Origin of the sequence: Mesorhizobium sp. M0317, from assembly GCF_040321555.1 — a bacterium.
In the GTDB taxonomy this organism is placed as follows: Bacteria; Pseudomonadota; Alphaproteobacteria; order Rhizobiales; family Rhizobiaceae; genus Mesorhizobium.
On sequence record NZ_JAMYRV010000036.1, the window covers coordinates 52,022 to 71,419 of the forward strand.

General features: G+C 63.7%; 19 protein-coding genes. 9 read left to right on the forward strand and 10 right to left on the reverse strand.

The window, feature by feature from the left end:
- Window positions 1–109: 109 nt before the first annotated feature.
- Complete coding sequence (locus tag NKI88_RS22705) at window positions 110–478, reverse strand: RcnB family protein (RefSeq protein WP_023672444.1); 369 nt, start codon at window positions 476–478, stop codon at window positions 110–112.
- A gap of 388 nt (window positions 479–866) precedes the next feature.
- Here NKI88_RS22705 and NKI88_RS22710 point away from each other — a divergent pair, with 388 nt between their 5' ends.
- Together NKI88_RS22710 and NKI88_RS22715 are read left to right on the forward strand one after the other, a co-directional pair.
- Entirely contained in the window at window positions 867–2,531 is a 1,665-nt protein-coding gene (locus tag NKI88_RS22710; RefSeq protein ID WP_352657352.1) for a Na/Pi cotransporter family protein, read from the forward strand.
- A 95-nt stretch (window positions 2,532–2,626) separates the two neighbouring features.
- A complete protein-coding gene (locus NKI88_RS22715) occupies window positions 2,627–3,808 on the forward strand; it encodes an MFS transporter (RefSeq protein ID WP_023727449.1) in 1,182 nt (393 codons plus the stop codon).
- 7 nt (window positions 3,809–3,815) lie between these two features.
- Here NKI88_RS22715 and NKI88_RS22720 read toward each other — a convergent pair whose 3' ends face one another.
- Window positions 3,816–4,373, reverse strand: a complete 558-nt coding sequence (locus tag NKI88_RS22720; protein WP_023727450.1) for a GNAT family N-acetyltransferase — start codon at window positions 4,371–4,373, stop codon at window positions 3,816–3,818.
- A 27-nt stretch (window positions 4,374–4,400) separates the two neighbouring features.
- The gene (locus tag NKI88_RS22725; RefSeq protein ID WP_023727451.1) at window positions 4,401–5,126 is read right to left on the reverse strand and encodes a DNA helicase; all 726 of its coding nucleotides are present in this window, start codon (window positions 5,124–5,126) and stop codon (window positions 4,401–4,403) included.
- A 258-nt stretch (window positions 5,127–5,384) separates the two neighbouring features.
- Between NKI88_RS22725 and NKI88_RS22730 the strand changes: the two genes are divergently transcribed.
- On the forward strand, window positions 5,385–5,705 hold the full coding sequence (locus NKI88_RS22730) for a hypothetical protein (RefSeq protein WP_031251574.1): 321 nt from the start codon (window positions 5,385–5,387) through the stop codon (window positions 5,703–5,705).
- A gap of 28 nt (window positions 5,706–5,733) precedes the next feature.
- On the opposite strand, the gene NKI88_RS22735 is transcribed toward NKI88_RS22730, so the two are convergent.
- Window positions 5,734–6,183, reverse strand: coding sequence for a GatB/YqeY domain-containing protein (locus tag NKI88_RS22735; RefSeq protein WP_032996366.1), 450 nt, complete (start codon window positions 6,181–6,183; stop codon window positions 5,734–5,736).
- Window positions 6,184–6,443: 260 nt separating this feature from the next.
- Between NKI88_RS22735 and carA the strand changes: the two genes are divergently transcribed.
- Window positions 6,444–7,661 (forward strand): glutamine-hydrolyzing carbamoyl-phosphate synthase small subunit, encoded by a 1,218-nt coding sequence (gene carA / locus NKI88_RS22740; protein WP_084629662.1) that lies wholly within the window; start codon window positions 6,444–6,446, stop codon window positions 7,659–7,661.
- 263 nt (window positions 7,662–7,924) lie between these two features.
- Here the strand turns inward: carA and NKI88_RS22745 are convergent, their stop codons facing one another.
- From NKI88_RS22745 to ypfJ, 3 genes are all read right to left on the reverse strand, one after another.
- Window positions 7,925–8,845: an aldo/keto reductase gene (locus tag NKI88_RS22745; RefSeq protein ID WP_352657358.1), complete on the reverse strand. Its 921-nt coding sequence runs from the start codon at window positions 8,843–8,845 to the stop codon at window positions 7,925–7,927.
- Window positions 8,842–10,107, reverse strand: a complete 1,266-nt coding sequence (locus NKI88_RS22750; RefSeq protein WP_023689748.1) for a TCR/Tet family MFS transporter — start codon at window positions 10,105–10,107, stop codon at window positions 8,842–8,844. The genes NKI88_RS22745 and NKI88_RS22750 overlap by 4 nt, the downstream gene beginning before the upstream one ends.
- A gap of 176 nt (window positions 10,108–10,283) precedes the next feature.
- The gene (ypfJ, locus tag NKI88_RS22755) at window positions 10,284–11,219 is read right to left on the reverse strand and encodes a KPN_02809 family neutral zinc metallopeptidase (protein WP_023705842.1); all 936 of its coding nucleotides are present in this window, start codon (window positions 11,217–11,219) and stop codon (window positions 10,284–10,286) included.
- 188 nt (window positions 11,220–11,407) lie between these two features.
- Between ypfJ and NKI88_RS22760 the strand changes: the two genes are divergently transcribed.
- On the forward strand, window positions 11,408–13,474 hold the full coding sequence (locus NKI88_RS22760) for a hypothetical protein (protein ID WP_031251575.1): 2,067 nt from the start codon (window positions 11,408–11,410) through the stop codon (window positions 13,472–13,474).
- 18 nt (window positions 13,475–13,492) lie between these two features.
- On the opposite strand, the gene NKI88_RS22765 is transcribed toward NKI88_RS22760, so the two are convergent.
- On the reverse strand, window positions 13,493–13,681 hold the full coding sequence (locus NKI88_RS22765) for a hypothetical protein (RefSeq protein WP_023697073.1): 189 nt from the start codon (window positions 13,679–13,681) through the stop codon (window positions 13,493–13,495).
- A 91-nt stretch (window positions 13,682–13,772) separates the two neighbouring features.
- Entirely contained in the window at window positions 13,773–14,228 is a 456-nt protein-coding gene (mntR, locus tag NKI88_RS22770) for a manganese-binding transcriptional regulator MntR (RefSeq protein ID WP_023697072.1), read from the reverse strand.
- A 259-nt stretch (window positions 14,229–14,487) separates the two neighbouring features.
- On the opposite strand from mntR, the gene NKI88_RS22775 reads away from it, so the two are divergent.
- The 3 genes from NKI88_RS22775 to NKI88_RS22785 all read left to right on the forward strand — a co-directional run bounded on the left by NKI88_RS22775 (window position 14,488) and on the right by NKI88_RS22785 (window position 17,524).
- Window positions 14,488–15,846 carry an Nramp family divalent metal transporter gene (locus NKI88_RS22775; protein ID WP_023672432.1) on the forward strand — a complete coding sequence of 453 codons (1,359 nt, stop codon included), beginning with the start codon at window positions 14,488–14,490 and terminating at the stop codon, window positions 15,844–15,846.
- A gap of 53 nt (window positions 15,847–15,899) precedes the next feature.
- Window positions 15,900–16,757, forward strand: coding sequence for a protein-L-isoaspartate O-methyltransferase family protein (locus NKI88_RS22780; RefSeq protein WP_352657364.1), 858 nt, complete (start codon window positions 15,900–15,902; stop codon window positions 16,755–16,757).
- Window positions 16,758–16,873: 116 nt separating this feature from the next.
- A complete protein-coding gene (locus NKI88_RS22785) occupies window positions 16,874–17,524 on the forward strand; it encodes a dihydrofolate reductase family protein (protein ID WP_352657367.1) in 651 nt (216 codons plus the stop codon).
- A gap of 63 nt (window positions 17,525–17,587) precedes the next feature.
- Here the strand turns inward: NKI88_RS22785 and NKI88_RS22790 are convergent, their stop codons facing one another.
- Window positions 17,588–18,466, reverse strand: a complete 879-nt coding sequence (locus NKI88_RS22790; protein ID WP_373420136.1) for a LysR family transcriptional regulator — start codon at window positions 18,464–18,466, stop codon at window positions 17,588–17,590.
- A gap of 87 nt (window positions 18,467–18,553) precedes the next feature.
- Between NKI88_RS22790 and NKI88_RS22795 the strand changes: the two genes are divergently transcribed.
- Entirely contained in the window at window positions 18,554–19,153 is a 600-nt protein-coding gene (locus tag NKI88_RS22795) for a LysE family translocator (protein ID WP_352657370.1), read from the forward strand.
- Window positions 19,154–19,398: the final 245 nt, after the last annotated feature.

Here is a 19,398-nt window from a genome sequence, read left to right on the forward strand (position 1 = left end):
ACCATACCCGGTTTCCACAGCCAAAAAGCCCGGTTCTACAGCCAAAAGAAAGGCGGCCCTTTCGGGCCGCCTCCTTTCAAGTCTCTGCATTGCGCCGGCGAGGCCGGGCTTAATGCGCGGCAATGGCGCCGAAGATGATGCCGGACAGGACGCTGACCAGCACATAGTCGTTGCCGACGCGGATCCATTCCTGGCCGCGGCCGGGGCGATGCAGGCCGTAGCGGCCATAATCGCGGATCGGCTGGTGCCGCTTCCAGCTGGAATATTTCTGGCCATTGCGCCAATGGCTGCGCTTGACGACCACCGTCTTCTTCACGACGCGCTTCCTGACATCGACATGCTTGCCGGGCCTCTGCCAGTCGACCCGCGTGTAATTCGACTGCGGTGCGACCGGTGCGTTCACCGGTGCGGCCTGGCCGGTAAGCGAAGTGGCGGCCAGCATCGAGAAAGCGAGGGCGGAAAGAACAACACGTTTCATAGCGGGGCTCCTTGGTTGTCGATGCCTAGGGAATAGCGCCCGAAGGATGAACCGAAACTGAACACTAGCATTACATTTACGCAATGAAATCCGGCGCTTATCCTGGATATTTGAACATCATCGCAAAGGCGATTGCCGGGAGTCCGGCAAACCGGGACGATCCGCTGCCATCACCAGGGATCCGCCATGCAACCATTTGCGCATCCGTCCATTTTCCGACACGCCCTGTCGCGCCGCGACGGCTCTTGAAATCGACAAGATTTTATTACCCGGCTAAAATATTCCGGATATTGTTCAAGACTGTCATGACCATGATTCGCAGCCCCGTTTTCATCCCTGCACTGCGCGCCCTCCGCGTCGCGGTAGCTGTCTGCGTGCGGGTTTCGAAATGAGCGGCTCCGTCGTTCTGCTGCATCTGGCGGGCTCGGTGGCGCTGATGCTGTTTGCCACCCGCATGGTCAAGACAGGCGTCGAGCGCGCCTATGGCGACGTGCTGCGTCACCGGCTGCGCTCCACCATGCGCAATCCGATCATGGCGGTGCTGGCCGGCTGCGGCCTGTCCATCGCGCTGCAGAGCTCGACCGCCGTCACGCTTCTCGTCGGCTCCTTCGCCGGCGCCGGCATCGTCTCGGGCATGTCGGGCCAATTGGCTGTGCGCGGCGCCGAGATCGGCTCGGCGCTGGTGGTCAAGCTCTTGACCTTCGATCTGACGCTGCTGGTGCCGATCTGCCTCGTCGCCGGCACGGTCATGTTCATGGCCACCGAGCGGCGCGACTGGCGCCAGTTCGGCCGCATCCTGGTCGGCATCGGCCTTTTGGTACTGTCGCTGGAGATGATCGGCCAGGCCTCGGAGCCGCTGCGCCAGAGCACGCTGATGCCGCTCATCATCGAATATTTCTCCAGCGACTACGTCACCGCCTATCTGCTCGCCGCGCTCGTTACCTGGCTCTTCCACTCCTCAATCGCCGCCGTGCTTTTGATGGTCACGCTGGCCGGGCGCGGCTTCATCCCGCCCGAACTCGGCATCGTGCTGGTGCTCGGCGTCAATCTCGGCTCGTCGATCATCGCGCCGCTGCTCACCCGAAGTGCCGAACCTGGCGTGCGCGTCGTGCCGATCGGCAATCTGTTGATGCGCGGCATGGGCTCGCTGGTGATGCTGAACCTGTTCATGACGCTGAAGCCACCGGTCGCCTTCCTCGGCGCCACCGTGCCCGACCAGATCGTCAACGCCCACATACTGTTCAATGTGCTGATCCTGCTCGCCGGCCTGCCGCTTGCCAGCCTGATCTATCGTGCTTCCGAGAAGATCGTCGCAATGGGCACCAAGCCGGCGCCGGCTACAGAGCTCGATGTGGTCGAACTCTCCGCCCTCAACGACGGCGCGCTCGACGTTCCGAGCCAGGCGCTGGCCAACGCCACCCGCGAGGTGGTCCGCGTCTGCGAGACGGTCGAGATCATGCTCAAGCGTATCATCGAGCTGTATGAAAGCGCCGACGGCGACAAGATCAAGGCGCTGGCCGCCCTTGACGACCGCGTCGACAGGAAGCACGCGGCGATCAAGCTCTATCTGGCCAAATTGACCAGGAACTCGCTCACAGAGGACGAGGCGCTGCGCTGCCAGGAGCTGATAGGCGCCTGCGTCAAGCTTGAGCAGGTCGGCGACATCATCGTGCGCAACATGCTGGTGCATGTGAAGAAGAAGTTCGAGCGCGGGCTGGAGTTCACGCCCGAGGGCTGGAGCGAGCTGCTCGCCTTTCACACCTCGGTGCTGGCCAATGCCAGGCTTGCCTTCAACGTGCTGGTGTCGCGCGACCCTGAGACTGCCCGCCAGCTGGTGCTGGAAAAGGACCGGCTGCGCGACCGCGAAAAGGAAACCAGCGCCAGCCATTTCGTGCGCCTGCGCGACGGCACCGCCAAGAGCGTCGAGACCAGCTCCATCCACCTCGACACCATCCGCGACCTGAAGCAGATCAACTCGCTGCTGGCGTCGATGGCCTACCCGGTGCTGGAAGAGCGCGGCCTGCTCGGCGGCTCCAGGTTGAAGGCGAGCTGATCAAGAAAACCTAAACCGGCCGCAAAAATTTCTGCATTGCCGGCAAGCGCCATCCATGATTTGAGGCCAACTCGTTCAAGGATCGCTTCCGCGCCATGCTTCCGCTCATTGCCCTGTTCATCGCCGCCTTCGCTTTCGGCACCACCGAATTCGTCATTGCCGGCGTGCTGCCGCAAGTGGCCGACGGCCTTGGCGTTTCGATCCCGACCTCCGGCTATCTCGTCTCAGGCTATGCCGGCGGCATCGCGGTTGGCGGGCCATTGCTGGCGCTCGCCACCAAGGGCATTCCCCGCAAGACGCTGCTGCTTTGCCTGACCGTCGCCTTCACCATCGGCCAGGCCGCTTGCGCGCTGGCGCCCGATTTTGCCTCGATGCTGCTCTTGCGCATTGCGGTCGCCGTCGCACACGGCGCCTATTTCGGCGTCGCCATGGTGGTGGCTGTCGGCCTCGTGCCCGAGGACAAGCGCGGCATGGCCGTGGCTGTGATCCTCTCCGGCCTCACCGTATCCAATGTCATCGGCGTGCCGGCCGGCACCGCAATCGGCAATCTCTGGGGCTGGCGCGCCACCTTCTGGGTGATGTGCGCGCTGGGCGTGGTGGCGTTTGCCGCCATGGCTGCGCTTTTGCCGCGCACGACAGGCGCATCAAGGCCATCCGCCAGTCTTGGCAGCGAGGTTCGCGTGCTGGCGCGCCAGCAAGTCTGGACCTCGCTGATCCTGATGCTGATGTTGATGATCGGCCAGTTCGGCCTGTTCACCTACATCACCCCGACCCTGCTTGAGGTGACCCATCTTGACGAGAGCCTGATCCCCTGGGTGCTGCTGCTCAACGGCGTCGGCGCCACCGTCGGCGTTTTTCTCGGCGGCAAGCTTTCCGACTGGAAGCTGATGCCGTCGCTGATCACCATGCTTGCGCTGCAGGCGGTGATGTTGGGCGTGATCTATGCCGTCAGCCCCTATCCCGTGCCGATGGTCATCGCCATCGTTATCTGGGGTGGCCTCAACTTCGCCATAGGCACGCCGATCCAGACCCGCATCCTGGCCTGGACGGCGGACGCCTCCAACCTCGCCTCCTCGCTCATCCCCTCCGGCTTCAATGTCGGCATCGCGCTCGCCGCGTCGCTGGGCGCTGCCATGCTCAATGCCGGCTACGGCTATCGCAGCCTGCCGGTTGTGGGCGCTGCCGCCATGCTGGTGGCGGTGGTGGTGGCACTTGCCTCCTACATCTGGGAGGGGCGCAGCCGGGCAGCGCCGCCGCTGCCGGCACCGGCCGAATAGCGTCGGACTACAAATCGATCCGGAACAACAAACTCTCGGCGCCGCCATACGCGGCGTCCTTGATGAACGGACCGACCACACGGCCGCCATTGGCCAGCACCACCTTCTGCGAGGCCGGATTGTCGAGGTCAGTGGTGAGCTCGACATATGGCAAACCAACAGCCCTCGCCTCGTCCAGCATCAGCCGCAGCGCCTCGGTCGCATAGCCTCGTCCGCGCTTCCACGGCGCCACGGCATAGCCGATATGGCCGAGCACATGCGACGGCAGTGCGGCCGTACCGGGCTGCCAGCGAAAGCCGATCGAGCCGGCGGCCTCGCCGTCCCAGATCCAGCGCCGGAAGCCGGGCAGCCGCGGCACTGTCGTGCCATTAGGCAAGGTAATCGGGCCTCCTTTGGCCTCGGGATCGTCGAGGCTGGCAAGGAACGCCGCGGGATCCTCGTCGATCGCCGCAAGTTGCTCGCGCGTCGCTTCCATCAGCCGGACATTGTCCGGCGACCAGCCACGCTCGAGCGCCGCCTTGTAGGAGGGCAGATGTTCGAGCGTGGGTTTGATGATTTCGATCATGGTGGGTCTCGACCGGGCAGAGGCCACTTAGCCCCGAAATTGCGGTGCCGCCTTGAACCGGATTTCGCCGTTGTTCAGGAAACATGCCTTGTCGAACAGCGCGAGATCCAGCGGGTTTGGCAAACGGACATCGGCAAGGTCTGGAAATGGCTTCTTCGACGGATCATAGGATCGATCGATCTGCGAGATAAAGACCATGATCAGCCCCGCGTCGCGCGCAAAAGATTTGAGGTTGCGAACCTGAACCATCAGCTCCGAATTTTCCCGCCTCTGATCAAGCAGTTGCAGATAATCGATGACCACCAGCGTGCCGCGCGGCGCCGATCCCAGCCTGCCGATGATGTAGTCGGCGCTGATGGCGTCGGAACTGTCGAATTCGAACCGGCCATCGAACTGCGCAGGCTCTACCCCGATAGCGTGGAACCGGCCCAGGACATCCGCCAGCGTATATTCCAGCGTGAAGAAAACAGCTCTGTTGCCGGCCTTCATGGCTTCGACCGCGAGTTTGATACTCGTCAGGGTCTTGCCCTGGCCCGGCCGCGCACCGATCAGAACCAGGTCACCGGGTGCCATCCGCGCAAACATCTTTCTAGCAGGCGGCGCTGCGGCTGCTTTGCTCGCAAGCAAGCTCCAGCTGTCAAAACCTTCCTTGATCGCAATACGGTCGAGCGCTTCGTGAAGTGGAATATCGTCTTTACGCGACAAGAGTTTGGCTTCACGCTTGAGATGGTAGACAGGCGCTGACAGCCTCATCGAAAACCTCCTATTGCGAGCAGTCTTCGCAACCCCTCCTTATGCATGGTGCTCGAACAGTCGGTTCGGTGATCGTATGGCCCCGCATGAACAATGCTTCCCGCTGGAGGGAGGAGGCGTGGGCGCGCCGGAATCAGATGATAGAGCAATCTCTGCTTAACGAAAATCGTGTGTGCGGCGCCTTTCGAGAGGGACTGTTTGCGGATCACCGCCACGTTCTGTAAGTAAACATTGTGGTCTTTACCGAGGGCGAGTTACATGGCCAAGATACGTGGCATCGACGATCTTACCTGGCAGCAGCTCCTAGACGAGATCAATCGTGGCGGAAAGTTCGTCTGTTTCCAATATTGCTTCTCGATCATCGTGCTGACCTTCCGTCGCTCGACCGACGTCTACTTCATCCGAGCCGGGGAGAACGCCTCCCGTCATCATCTGCCCTATACGCTTTTGTCCCTGGTCGCAGGATGGTGGGGTGTCCCGTGGGGTGTGATCTACACGCCGGCCGTATTGGCCACCAATCTCTCCGGTGGCAAGGATGTCACCGCCTCGATCCTGCGCCAGATTGCGCCAACGGCCTGATCGGCATCGAGTGCCCGAAGCCAAGTCGCTACTGCAGCAGGCCCTTGACGATGCCGCTGGCCTTGCCGAAATCCATCTGGCCGGCATATTTCGCCTTCAGCGCGGCAATCACCTTGCCCATGTCCTTCTGGCTCGCCGCACCAGTCGCTGCGATCGCTTCGCGCGCGGCCGCGGTGACGGCGGCGTCGTCCAACTGCGTCGGCAGGAAGCCGCGGATGATCTCCATCTCGCCACGCTCCTGCGCGGCCAGATCCGGGCGCTTGCCGTCCTCGAACGCCTTGGCCGATTCCTCGCGCTGCTTCACCATCTTGGCCAGGATCTGCAGGATCTCCTCGTCGCTGGCGGGGTCCTTGGCCGAGCCGCGATTGGCGATGTCGCGGTCGTGGATGGCGGCCTGGATCAGCCTGAGCGTCGGCAGGCGGTGCTTGTCCTGCGCCTTCATCGCGCTTTTCAGGGATTCGGCGATTTTTGCGCGCATGATGCTTTCTCCTTCGAACGGCGCGGACAATAACCGCGGCCCATCCGCAAAGCAAACGCGCCAAAGCCCTGATATCGTTCGACGAAACAAATGCTCGCCGTTTTTGGCACGGGCATCATTGACCGCTCTGGCGCCTTCCCCTATGTACTCGGCCTTGCACAAGACAAAGAATTGATGCGCGCAGGCTCGAGAGATCGGCCGCGCCGTTTGCTGCGCAGATGGCCCGCCATCGAAGCGCGCAGCGTGACAGGAGCGTCGCCATGGCCGAGATGACCCCCGAACTGACCCCGCCTTGGGCAACCGAAAAGCCGACCGCCGTCCTGGTGCTGGCCGACGGCACCGTCATCGAGGGTCGCGGCCTCGGCGCCACCGGTTCCGCCGTTGCCGAAGTCTGCTTCAACACCGCGCTCACCGGCTACCAGGAAATTCTCACCGACCCGTCCTATGCCGGCCAGATCGTCACCTTCACCTTCCCGCATATCGGCAACATCGGCACCAATGACGAGGACATCGAGGACTTGAACCCGGTCGCCCGTGCCGGCGCCGTCGGCGCGGTGTTCAAGGCCGATGTCACCAACCCGTCCAACTACCGCGCCGGCACCGGGCTGGACCAGTGGCTGAAGAAGCGCGGCATCGTCGCGCTGTCGGGCATCGACACCCGGGCGCTGACCGCGCTGATCCGCGAAAAGGGCATGCCCAATGCCGTCATTGCGCACGTGCCCGACGGCATCTTCGACATCGACGATTTGAAGCGGCGCGCCGCCGCCTGGTCGGGCCTGATCGGGCTTGACCTCGCCAAGGAAGTCACCTCCGGCCAGTCCTCGGTCTGGCGTGAAACGCCCTGGGTGTGGAACGAAGGCTTTGGCGAACAGGCCGAGCCGTCGATGCACGTCGTCGCCATCGACTACGGCGTCAAGCGTAACATCCTTCGCCTGCTTTCCGGCCTCGGCGCCAAGGTCACCGTGGTTCCGGCCGGCACCGGCTCGGAAGAGATCCTGGCCATGCAGCCGGACGGTATCTTCCTCTCCAACGGCCCCGGCGACCCGGAAGCCACCGGCGACTACGCCGTGCCGGTCATCCAGAACCTGCTGAAGACCGACATCCCGGTGTTCGGCATCTGCCTCGGCCACCAGATGCTGGCCCTGGCGCTCGGCGGCAAGACCGCCAAGATGCACCAGGGTCATCACGGCGCCAACCACCCGGTCAAGGATCATACCACCGGCAAGGTCGAGATCGTCTCGATGAACCACGGCTTTGCCGTCGATGCCGACTCCTTGCCCGAGGGCGTCGAGGAAACCCATGTCTCGCTGTTCGACGGCTCCAACTGCGGCATCGCGCTGACCGGACGTCCGGTGTTCTCGGTCCAGCACCACCCCGAGGCTTCGCCCGGCCCGCAGGATTCGCACTATCTGTTCCGCCGCTTCGTCAACCTGATCCGCGAAAAGCGCGGCGAGGAACTGCTGGCCGAACGGGTTTGATTTTACAGGTCTTCGCCTAGCCGTTGCCCAGATCGTGATGCTCCGAATAGCCGGAGTTACAAACGCGGCGCGATTGCCCTTGTCTTGGGTCAATGGAATAAACCGGTCAACCGGTCTGTTTGTGACGGCGCGAAGCGACGAAGGCTTCGAGAGCGCCGACGGCATCCCCTGAGCCCAAGCCCTCCTCATCGCTTCGCTTGCGCGCCGCATTAACGGACGAAGCACACACCTATGGCGGGTTCGAAGTTCGCGCCTGGGTAACCTTACGCCACCGGCCGGCCTTCGCTGGCCTCCAGTATGGCGAACCATTGCTGGCGGTCGAGGCTGATCTCCAGCGCCTTGACCATGGCGGCCAGCCGCTCGGGCTTCATCGTGCCCAGCACCGGCGCCAGCCGCGCCGGATGACGCAGCAGCCAGGCGATGGCGACGGCGGCGAGGTCGCCGGCGCCGATCTCGGCAGCCACCGCCGCGATTGCCGCCCTGACCCGCGCCTCGCGCCCTTCCTTGCCGGTGAACAGCAAGCCGCCGCCGAGCGGTGACCAGACCATCGGCGCATAACCATGCCTATGCGCGTGATCGAGGCTGCCATCGGTCAGCGCATTGGTTTTCAGCACCGACATCTCGATCTGGTTGGTGGCCAAGGCAAACGGCAGCCGTGAAGCCAGAAGGTCGAACTGCGACGGCGTGAAGTTGGAGACCCCGACCGCCCTCACCTTGCCTGACTTGACCAGCCCGGCAAGGGCCGCCGCCGTCTCGTCGGCATCCATCAGCGGATCCGGCCGGTGCAGCAGCAACAGGTCGAGATAGTCAGTGCCGAGATTGGCGAGCGAACGGTCGACCGAGGCCGCAATATGGGCCGCACTGGTGTCGTAATGCTTCAGCCGGTTCTGAGGCCGGTTGGCCGATGCCAGAATGATGTCGCATTTCGAGATCAGCTCGATGCTGTCGCGCTTGCCCTTCCAGCGTGACAAGCCGGCGCCAAAGGCAGCTTCCACCTGGTAATGCCCGTAAATATCGGCATGGTCGAAGCTGGTCAGGCCGAGATCGACCGCAGTGCCGATCAGCCGCGCGACCTGATCGGCGTCCGGGCGCGCGGCGCTGTCGAGCAGGCGCCAGGCGCCGAACACCAGCCGCGACAGCGACAAACCGTCCTTGGTCAGCTTTATGCGGCTGTCATGGCTCATATCTGGGCTCCATCTTCCGCAGCGCCGGTGGCAACGCTTTTCACCGCCGTCGGCCTCGCAACTTTCGTTACAAAGACAATGACGGCAAGCGTCAGGAAGCACGCGCCAACCAGATAGGGCGCGCCGCCGAACACCACGGGCGCATTCGGCCCGGTGAACCAGGAAAAGATCGCGGTGTACAGCAGCGGCGTGATGATCGAGGTGATCGAGAAGATCGACGTCATCGCACCCTGCAATTCGCCTTGCGCCGATGGCGGCACCTTGGCGGCGGCAAGGCTTCTCAGCGGCGGATCGGCCAGTGCTTCGAGGCAGCCGACGACGATCACCGCATAGATCATCCAGCCTTGCGAGGCGAAGGCGTAGCCGAAGGCGCTGGCCGCAGTAAATGTCAGGCCGATCACCGCCGTCCTCCATTCGCCAAGCTTGGGGATCACGCGCGGCAGCACCGTCGCCATGACGATCGCCCCACACAGGCCGAAGGCGCCGAGCGAGAAGCCGATCTGCTGCTCGCTCCAACCATAACGATAATTGGACACGAACGACCACACCGCAGGATACATCATGTGGCCGAGCGTCATCAGGAAGAAGGCGAGCCCGATCCAGCCGATGCCCTGATATTGGCGCATCTGCAGCAGCGTGCCGACCGGGTTGGCGCGTTTCCACTCGAAGCGGCGGCGGTGCTTTTCATCGAGCGTTTCAGGCAGGAAGAACATGGCGATGAGGAAGTTCACGAAGGCAAGCCCGGCGGCAAAGTAAAACGGCACTCGCGGCCCGAACGTGCCGAGCAGCCCGCCCAGCACCGGCCCAATGACGAAGCCGACGCCGAAGGCGATGCCGAGCAGACCGAAATTCTTCGCCCGGTTGTCGTCGTTCGAGATGTCGGCAATGAAGGCCGACGTCGTCGAATAGCTGGCGCCCGAAACGCCGGCCAGCACGCGGCCGATGAACAGCATCGGATAGGACCAGGCGATGGCGCAGATCAGATTGTCGATCGAGAATGTAAGCACCGAGGCAAGCAGGATCGGCCGCCGCCCGAAGCGGTCGCTCAATCCACCCATGATTGGCGCGAAGAAGAACTGCATCGCCGCATAGACGAAGAACAGCCAGCCGCCTTCGATCGCCGCTTCGCTGATGCCGACGCCGGAAAGCTCCCTGAGAAAGGCCGGCAACACCGGCATGATCATGCCGAAGCCGATAATGTCGAGCAGCAGCGTGGTGAAGACGAGCGCAAGGCCCCGCCTGGCGGTTTTGGGGTCGATCATGATGGCGTCTGCTCCCTGAGACCGCCCTTGGGCGGGCGCCCGTTATAGGCGAGGCGCCACTTTGGAACAATAGGAGAACGCCTCAGGCGTTCTCCTCCTGACATCTGTTGCCGGTGGTGAATCGGCCCGCCGACGGATGCGCTTTGGACCGCGGTCGGCTGGAACTTGCGAGCGCCTCAAACCGGACCGGTCAGCGTGTTGCAGTCCGACAGCTTGCCGCTCTTGTAGCCGCGCGCCAGCCAGGTCTGCCTTTGTTGCGACGTCCCGTGGTTGAAGCTTTCCGGAACGACATAGCCCTGCATCTTCTTCTGCAGCGTATCGTCGCCGATCTGCTTGGCGGCGTTGAGCGCCTCTTCGATGTCGCCCTGTTCCAGAATGCCCTTCTGCGCGGTGAAATGCGCCCAAACGCCGGCGAAGCAGTCGGCCTGCAGCTCGATGCGCACCGACATCTGGTTGGCTTCCGCCTCACCCATCGACTGCCGCATCTGGTTGAACTTGGGCAGGATGCCGGTGAGGTTCTGCACATGGTGACCGACTTCATGAGCGATCACATAGGCTTGGGCGAAATCCCCCGACGCGCCGAACTGCTGGTCGAGCTGCTGGAAGAAGGTGGTATCGAGGTAGACCTTGTGGTCGCCGGGACAATAGAACGGTCCGGCTGCCGTCGAGGCGGAGCCGCAGGCCGAGCGGATCTGGCCGCTGAACAGCACAAGCTTCGGGTCCTCGTATTTCAGGCCCTGCGACTGGAAGATGCCGGTCCAGGTCTCTTCGGTCTCGGCCAGCACGGTCGCCACGAACTGCTTCATCTCGTCGGAAGCAGGCGTGCCGGCGCCGTCGTCCTGGCCGCCGCTGTTGTCGGTAATCTGGCCACCACCACCCGGCAGCACGCCGCCGCCCTCGCCGGTGCCCAGGATCTGCGACGGATCGAAGCCGAAATACCATCCGGCCAGCACCACGAGGACAACCAGCAGGATGCTGCCGCCGCCGCCGGTGCGGCCGCCGATCGGGATGCGGAACTGGCCAGGGCTGCCGCCGCCGAAACCACCACCGCCGCCGCTGTCGCTGCGCTCGTCCTCGACATTGTCACTCTGACGGCGGCCCTTCCAGAGCATGGCAACTCCCCGTATGCAAATTTTCGGCTGGCCTGGCCGATTGTCGTGGCCCAGTCCGACCCAACAGACAATTATCGCAATGGTTGCGCCAAGTCACAGTATTTTTCGTGGCGGCGGCATCGCGTTCGCACTCTGGTCGAGGCGGCATGCGCGCTGTAGCATCCGGTTCGAACGGGGGTGTCGGGGACTTGCGGACGATCGGTCGATTTCTGCTGCTGGCCGTGGTGCTATGCCTCGGCCCGTCGCCGGCGCGCGCCGTGACGCTCGATTCCAGCGTCGCCGTGACCGACCCCGAGACATTGCAGGCGCTTGAGCGTGGCGGCCTGTCGATCAGCCGCCTGCTCGGCCCGGCGCTGGGTCTCACGCGCGAGGTCGACAATCGCGGCCTGTTTTCGGTGCGCGCGCTGACCCCTGTCCGCAACGCCGTAAAGCAGGAGATCGCCGACGAGCCTGCCAATAGCCCCGATCCTTACGTCGCGGCCATGGCCAAGTCGAAGGACACCAGCCAGAAATTCAACCCGAAATACATCGACGATGACGGCTCGACGCTCGACCTGACCGGGGTCGTCAACCGCATGGACCGCGGCTATCTCGGCCACACCGAATGCGGCGAGATCAGGCTGATCTACCGCTTCCACTATTCGGTGGCGGAGAAGCCCACGAAGGGAAAGACAGCGCAACGCATCTCGTCGCGGCTGCCGCTGACCATGAGTCTGGTCTTCAACGCCAGGCCCGGCGAGGCTCGCCCCCGCGCTTCGAGAGACCGTCCAAGCGCCACCGCCGTTTCCTGTGCCGAAATCGCCAAGCGCTGGCTCGCCGCCGGCCAGAAGAACCTTGCGCCCGAGCAACTGGCAGCCTGGCTGCGCTCCGACGAAGGGCCGCTCTCCAACGCCATGCTGAATTCGTCGCAGATCATGCGGCTTGAGCTGAACATGCAGGTTCTCCGGCTGTCGGCCTCGAGCCGCCGCGACTTCGGTGGCCACGCCGAATATCTCCTCAAGATTTTCAAATGGGACCCAACGACGTCCACCTTCCAGGAATCGAAGATGGAGAACCAGATCGACCGGAAAGTGGTTCTGGCCGACCGGCCGGCCTTCGCCAAATGGCTGCTCACCGACCGCAACATCTACGATCTCGACCGCGGCCGGCTGGTCATCGACGACAAATTCCTGGCGACCAGCGCCGTCTCGGTCGCACCCGGCGGCATGGCCAGATCGCAAAACAACATCGCCTATGGGCTGCTCGATGATGCTGACATCGACAGGGCGTTGCAGGAATATGTCGCCAGGGGCAACACGCTGCGCAGCGTGAAATCGGTGGCCGGGTTCAATCTGCGTCTCAACGAAATGACCTGCACCGGCTGCCACCAGACGCACGGCATTGCCGGCTTCCACTATACAGGCGCCGATCCGGCCAACGAGCCGCGCCGCAACGCCGTCTTCGTCCCCGGCTCGGCGGTGTTCTTCGCCGACCTGCCGCGCCGCCGCGCGATCGTCGAGGACTTCGCCACAGGCGGCCATCCGGATTTCTCACGCGGCTTCGCCGCCCGTCCGGACGCCAAACTCGCCGAAGCGCTGAAAGGCACCGATCTCTACAATGGCTGGGGGTCGATCTGCTACAGTGGCGAGGATACGAGCTTCAAGGACTGGAACTGCGGCGAAAGCCTGCGCTGCGCCGGCGTCCATGAAAGCGACATCCATCCGGGCTTCGGCACCTGCGTCAGCGAGGCGGCCACCGCAGTCGGCGACCCCGTCGAGTTCGGCGAGATCAAGATGTCGAGCTGGGGCAGCGACAAATATTGCCGCCTGTCGCCGGCCACCGCAAAAGCCTGCGCCATCGATCCGGCGCGCGACAAGAAACCGGTAATCAAGCTCGCCGGCTATGGCGCGGCGCGCCAACGCTATGACAACCCCGAGCAGAAGACCGGTGGCTTTCCCGGGGGCATGCTGCGCAAGGCAAGCTGCGACAAGCTTCCCGACGAGGCGACTTGCGGCCGCCTGGCCAAGACCGGTTTCAACGACTGCATCGCGTCGGGCAAGGACCACAAATTCTGCACCAAGGAATTCACCAAGACCGCCGGCCTGCGCGCCTGCGACAAGGCGCATCCCTGCCGAGAGGACTATATCTGCACCGCTGGCTACGACGATCTGGCCGCAGCCAAGCCTGGCAAGGGCTCCTGCATTCCGCCCTATTTCATCTTCCAGTTCCGCGTCGACGGCCATCCGAGCAGCTGGGCGCAGGACACGGAGGAATAAACCGTAGTCTCAACCGGTTCAGATCTTCTGCTTGGTGCCGGCGCTCCTGCCATCCGAGCTTTTGGAGCGTTCCTCGAAACGCGCGGCGCCCTTCTTCAGCGGCTGGCCGGCTTCGGCCTCGGTCTTGCGTTCGTCCTTTGCCGCTGCCTGCCTCAAACCCTCGGCCGCCTGCTTGCCCTTCGCGGTCGGTGCCTGTTCGACGCCCATGTTTTCCTCCTTGGCGCGCAGCAATCACGCGCATCGTCAGGAGCAACGAGCCTGACGTGCGGAGGTTCCAGTGGTGCGGCGCCGACGCGACTCAGCGCGGCGCTATCATCGCCTTGCGAAAGGCTTCCAGCGTCTCGGCGCTGACATGGTGCTCGATGCCCTCGGCATCGATGCGCGCCGTCTCGGCGCTGACGCCGAGCGAACGCAAAAACGCTTCTACCGTCTGGTGGCGGATGCGGCTCTCTTCCGCCACCTTGCGCCCGGCGTCGGTCAGGAACACACCGCGATAGGGTTTTCTGGAAACGAGCCCGTCGGCGCACAGCCTGGTCAGCATCTTGGCCACCGTCGGCTGGGCGACGCCGAGCCGCGCCGCGATATCCACCTGGCGCGCCTCGTTGCCGTCCTCGATCAGGTCGGCGATCAGCTCGACATAGTCCTCGACCAGCGCGCTGCGGCGCGCTTGGCGCTGCTGCCTGAAGCCTTCGGAATGGACATCGGCATCCGGAAGCGGCTCTTCGCGTCGAACCGGTTTACGCTTCAGTGCCAATACGTGTTCCCTCATACCTTTGGCAAGAATTGGCTTTCGACAAATCAATCGCCCTTTGCCATTCATAGCACGGGCTTAACTGTTCCAGCCGTTTATTTGCATTCCATAGCAGGCGCAACCGGCGTTTGCGATCACCCCCTTTCTGGGCCCTTGGCTGCCTCATGAGAAGCACATACAATGAAATATAGCCTATTGCATAATGTTGAGCCCTGGCATAGATAGGATGACATCAACCGATCCACCCAGTGGAAAGCCCTCCATGTCCGAAGCTGACGCTACCTTGGGATCATCCTGGCGATTTGACAGGCCGGAGGACAATCCTCCCAGCCTGCGCGAGGTGAACTCCACGATCGCGGTGCCACAGTCCGGCGTCTGGTTCCGTCGCCTGTTCGCCTTCATGGGACCGGGCTACATGGTCTCGGTCGGCTATATGGATCCGGGCAACTGGGCCACCGACCTCGCCGGCGGCGCCCAGTTCGGCTACACGCTATTGTTCATCATCATGCTGTCCAACCTGATGGCGATCCTGCTGCAGGCGCTTGCCGCCCGGCTTGGCATCGCCACCGGCCGCGACCTCGCCCAGGCCTGCCGCGCCTATTATCCGCGTCCCGTCAGTTTCGTGCTGTGGATCGCCTGCGAACTCGCCATCATCGCCTGCGACCTCGCCGAGGTGATCGGCACGGCGATCGCGCTGCAGCTTCTGTTCGGCATTCCGCTGATCGGCGGCGCGTTGCTGACGGCGCTCGACGCCTTCATCGTGCTGCTCTTGATGAACAAGGGTTTCCGCTATCTCGAAGCCTTCGTCATCGCGCTTCTGATCATCATCTTCGGCTGTTTCGCCATCCAGATCTTTGCCGCTGCCCCTCCGGTCGGCTCGATCCTGCATTCGATGTTCGTGCCGTCGACGGAGATCGTCACCAATCCGGCGATGCTCTACATCGCCATCGGCATCATCGGCGCCACGGTGATGCCGCACAATCTCTACCTGCACTCCTCGATCGTACAGACACGCGCCTATGAACGGACCGAAAAAGGCAAGCGCGACGCCATTAAATGGGCGACGACGGACTCGACCATCGCGCTCGTCCTGGCGCTGTTCGTCAACGCCTCGATCCTGATCGTCTCGGCGGTGGCCTTCCATGGCACCGGCCATCAGGATGTCGCCGAGATCGGCCAGGCCTTCGAGCTCTTGTCACCGCTGCTTGGCCTCGGCATCGCCTCGATCCTGTTTGCGGTGGCGCTGCTGGCCTCCGGCCTCAACTCGACGGTTACGGCAACGCTTGCCGGCCAGATCGTCATGGAAGGCTTTTTGCGCCTGCGCATTCCGCAATGGGCGCGCCGCCTGCTGACGCGCGGCATCGCCATCGTCCCGGTGGTGGTCGTGACCGCGCTCTATGGTGAAAAGGGCACCGGCCAGTTGCTGGTCTTCAGCCAGGTGGTGCTGTCGATGCAGCTGCCCTTCGCGGTCATCCCGCTGGTGCAGTTCGTCTCCGACAAGAAGAAGATGGGCAACCTTGCCATTCCCCGCGGCGTGGCGGTCCTCGCCTGGGTCGTCGCGGCGGTCATCCTGGTGCTCAACTTCAAGCTGCTCTACGACACCGTCTTCGGCGTCGGCTGATTCTCATTCCCGACCGCGACAAACCGGCGGCTTGCGCTATCTTGCTCGCCATCATGACAAGTGTCGAAGACGCCAGGAAATTTTACGCGCAGCTGATGGCGGCCAATGCCGGCTCGGCCGATCCGCGCCTCGAAGAGGCGTTCGCCACCGTTCCGCGCGAGGCCTTTCTCGGGGCCGGACCCTGGGCGGTAGTCGCCGGCAGGGCGCTCACCACCGGCAACGGCAAGATCATGACGCCGAGCGCCGATCCTGTTCACATCTATCAGGACGTGCTGGTGGCGCTCGATGCCGACAAGGGCATCAACAATGGCGAACCCTCCCTGCACGCGATGTGGATAGGCAGGATCGCCCCCAGACCGGACGAGGCCGTCACCCATATCGGCGCTGGCACCGGCTACTACACCGCCTTGCTGGCCCGGCTGGTTGCGCCCGGCCCGGTGACCGCCTTCGAACTGGAGGCCGATCTTGCTGCCAGAGCGACAAAGAATCTCGAGACCTACGGCAATGTAAGCGTCATCCACGGCGATGCCGTCACCGGCGATCTGCCGCCGTCCGACATCATCTATGTCAATGCCGGTGTCGTCGCACCGCCGGCTGCCTGGCTGCGGGCGCTGAAAGCGGGCGGCCGCATGATCTTTCCCTGGCGCCCGTCCCAGGGCGTCGGCCTGGCCGTAATGGTGACCCGCACCAAACAAGGTTTTGCCTGCGACCCCTTCATGCGCTCGTGGTTCATCCCCTGCGTCGGCGCCTCGGTCGCCGGTTCGGCGGCCAAAATCCCCGACCTCCAGAAGGCCGCGCGCAGCCGTTCGATCTGGCTGACATCAGACAGGGCGCCGGACCGGACCGCCACCGCCATCATCGGCGATGTCTGGTTTTCGTCGCAGGCGCTTGGCGGCGGGCGACGGCGGTAGGTACTCTTGTCGGCCGCAGCGTTTTTTTGCCAACGCCTGTCGGGCGGCCGCCGGCCTGTCCGTCCTTAGATCGAAATCCGGCCCTGACGGCGCGGATCCTGGAAAAGGAAAATCCAATGCGAAAGATCATCGCCGCTACCTTCGTCAGCCTCGACGGCGTCATGCAGGCGCCGGGCGGCCCGGAAGAAGACCCGGTTGGCGGCTTCGAGTTCGGCGGCTGGACGTTCCACTACTTCGACGAGGTGGCGGGGGTGGCAATGGAGGAATTGTTCTCCAAACCCTTCGCCCTGCTGCTCGGCCGCAGAACCTACGACATCTTCGCCGCTTACTGGCCGTATCAGAAAGATGCCATCGGAGATGCCTTCAACCCTGCGACTAAATATGTGGCGACGCATCGGCCGGATTCGCTCACCTGGGAAAATACGCAATGGCTTGGGGAAGATACCGTCGCGGCGTTGCGCCGCCTCAAGAAGGAAGATGGGCCTGACCTGCTCATCCAGGGTTCGAGCGAGCTGATCCAGACTTTGCTCGCCAACGGGCTGATCGACGAGATCCGGTTGATGATCTTCCCGCTGCTGCTGGGCAAGGGCAAGCGGCTGTTCGATGGTGGTGCGATGCCCGCCGCTTTCAAGCTGGTCAAGTCGCAGGCCAGTACCACAGGCGTCATCATGGCGACCTACGAACGCGGGGGTGAGGTCAAGGTCGGGTCGTTCGCTACGCAGAAGCCGTCAGAGGCCGAGCTCGAGCGGCGTAAGAACTGGAAGTAACAGGGACAGGCTTGGCACCTTTCCTCTCCCCCGATCGACGGGGGAGAGCAAATGCAAGTTCTGTCAAGCCGCCACAGCCCGCCGTGCCAACCCACCCCGGATATACCGCGCGAACTCCTGCGCTGCCGGCGCCGTGCCGTACTTCGGCAAATGCAGATTGATGGAAAAATTCGGCAGCGGCGGCAGCCCGGCATCAAAAGCCAGGATGTCAAGATCGGCAGGCACGGTGGAGGCCAGCCAGGCGGTGACGGCAAGGTCGGAGCGCACTGTCGCGGTCGTCGCGTCGATGTTGCCGTTCTCGAACACGGTGCGCCATTCCAGCCCGTGCTCGTTCAGCGCCGACAGCACCACCGGTCGGAAGGCGCAGGTGTCGGCGACGATCGACACCGGCAGCGGCCGCTTGGCACGGGCGACGCCGCCCTTGGCCCCCACCCAGACCAGCCGGTCAATGGCCAGGCATTCGCCGGCCGACGGGCCAACCCGTTCCTCGATGACGGCAAGATCGATAGTGCCGGCCGCAAGGGCCGCGGCAAGATCCGGCGAGGCGGCGCAGAGTAGGGATATCTCAACCTGCGGATAGGTCTCGGCATAGGCTTTCAGCACCGGCGCCAGCAAGGTGCCGACAAGGTCATAGGGAACACCGAGCCGCACCTGGCCGGCGACCTCGGTGCCCGCCATCTCGGCCCAGATCTCGTCATTGAGGCCGAGCAACCGTTTGCCCTTGCCGAACAGCCGCTCGCCGGGCCGCGTCAGCCGCAAGCCACGCCGGTCGCGCTCGAACAGGCTGCAGCCCAGCGCCTCCTCCAGCCTTTTGATCTGCTGGCTGACGGCGCCTTGCGTCAGATGCAGCGCGTTCGCCGCCGCCGTCATGCTGGCCTTGTCGGCGACAGTGACGAAGGTGCGGATCAGCGCTGTGTCGAGGTTACGGATCATGGTTGGCATTATATCTGCTAATGCCAACCATCGCAAACATTGCATTTACTGAAGTATGCAGAAGTCTACCGTAGGGCCTTCGATGGAGGACGCCTCATGTTGCAGCCCATCTTTTCGCTCATCCTGTTTGCCTTCGTGGCCACCGTCACGCCGGGAATCGCCACCACCCTGTCGACTGCTTCAGGTGCGCAGTTCGGCTTTCGCCGTTCCGTTCCCCTATTGATCGGCAGCGCTGCCGGCCTCGCCACCGTGACCGCTGCTGCCGCCGCCGGGCTCGCCGGTCTGCTGCTGGCTATGCCTTCGCTGCAACTGGCGATGAAAATCATCGGCTCGCTCTATCTCATCTGGCTGGCAATCAAGATCGGCCGCGCCGGGCCGCCCAATCTCGATGTGGCGATGGCAAAACCCAACAGCTTCTTCGGCGGCGCCGGCATTCAATGGATGAACCCGAAGGGCTGGGCGATGGGACTGGGGGCGGCGGCCTCGTTCGCAGCCCTTGCCGACGGGCCGGGACAACTCGCGCTGCTGCTCGGCTCGATCTTCGGCCTCACTGCAGCCGTCTCGCTGTCGATCTGGTGCGTGGCGGGCATGGTGCTGGCACGGCTGCTCGAGACCGAATGGCAATGGCGCGCGCTCAACATCGTGCTGGCGCTGGTGCTGGCTGCATCGATCATACCGATGTGGCGGGGAGCGTAAACGCAGAGGTCGGCGCCAGTACCCCCACCCGGACCTGCGGTCCGACCTCCCCACAAAGGGGAGGTAGGGGAGCGCGCACTTTACCCTCCCCCTTGTGGGGAGGGCCGCGAACGAAGTGAGCGGGGTGGGGGTCCTGGGTGGGGCAGGGCACCCGCGACGGGCCAGCCGGATATCGGGGCGGCGGCGTGTGGGGGGGGCGGCGGCCGTGGCACACGTGCCGGGCGCCCCGGGAGGGGGGGGGCGTG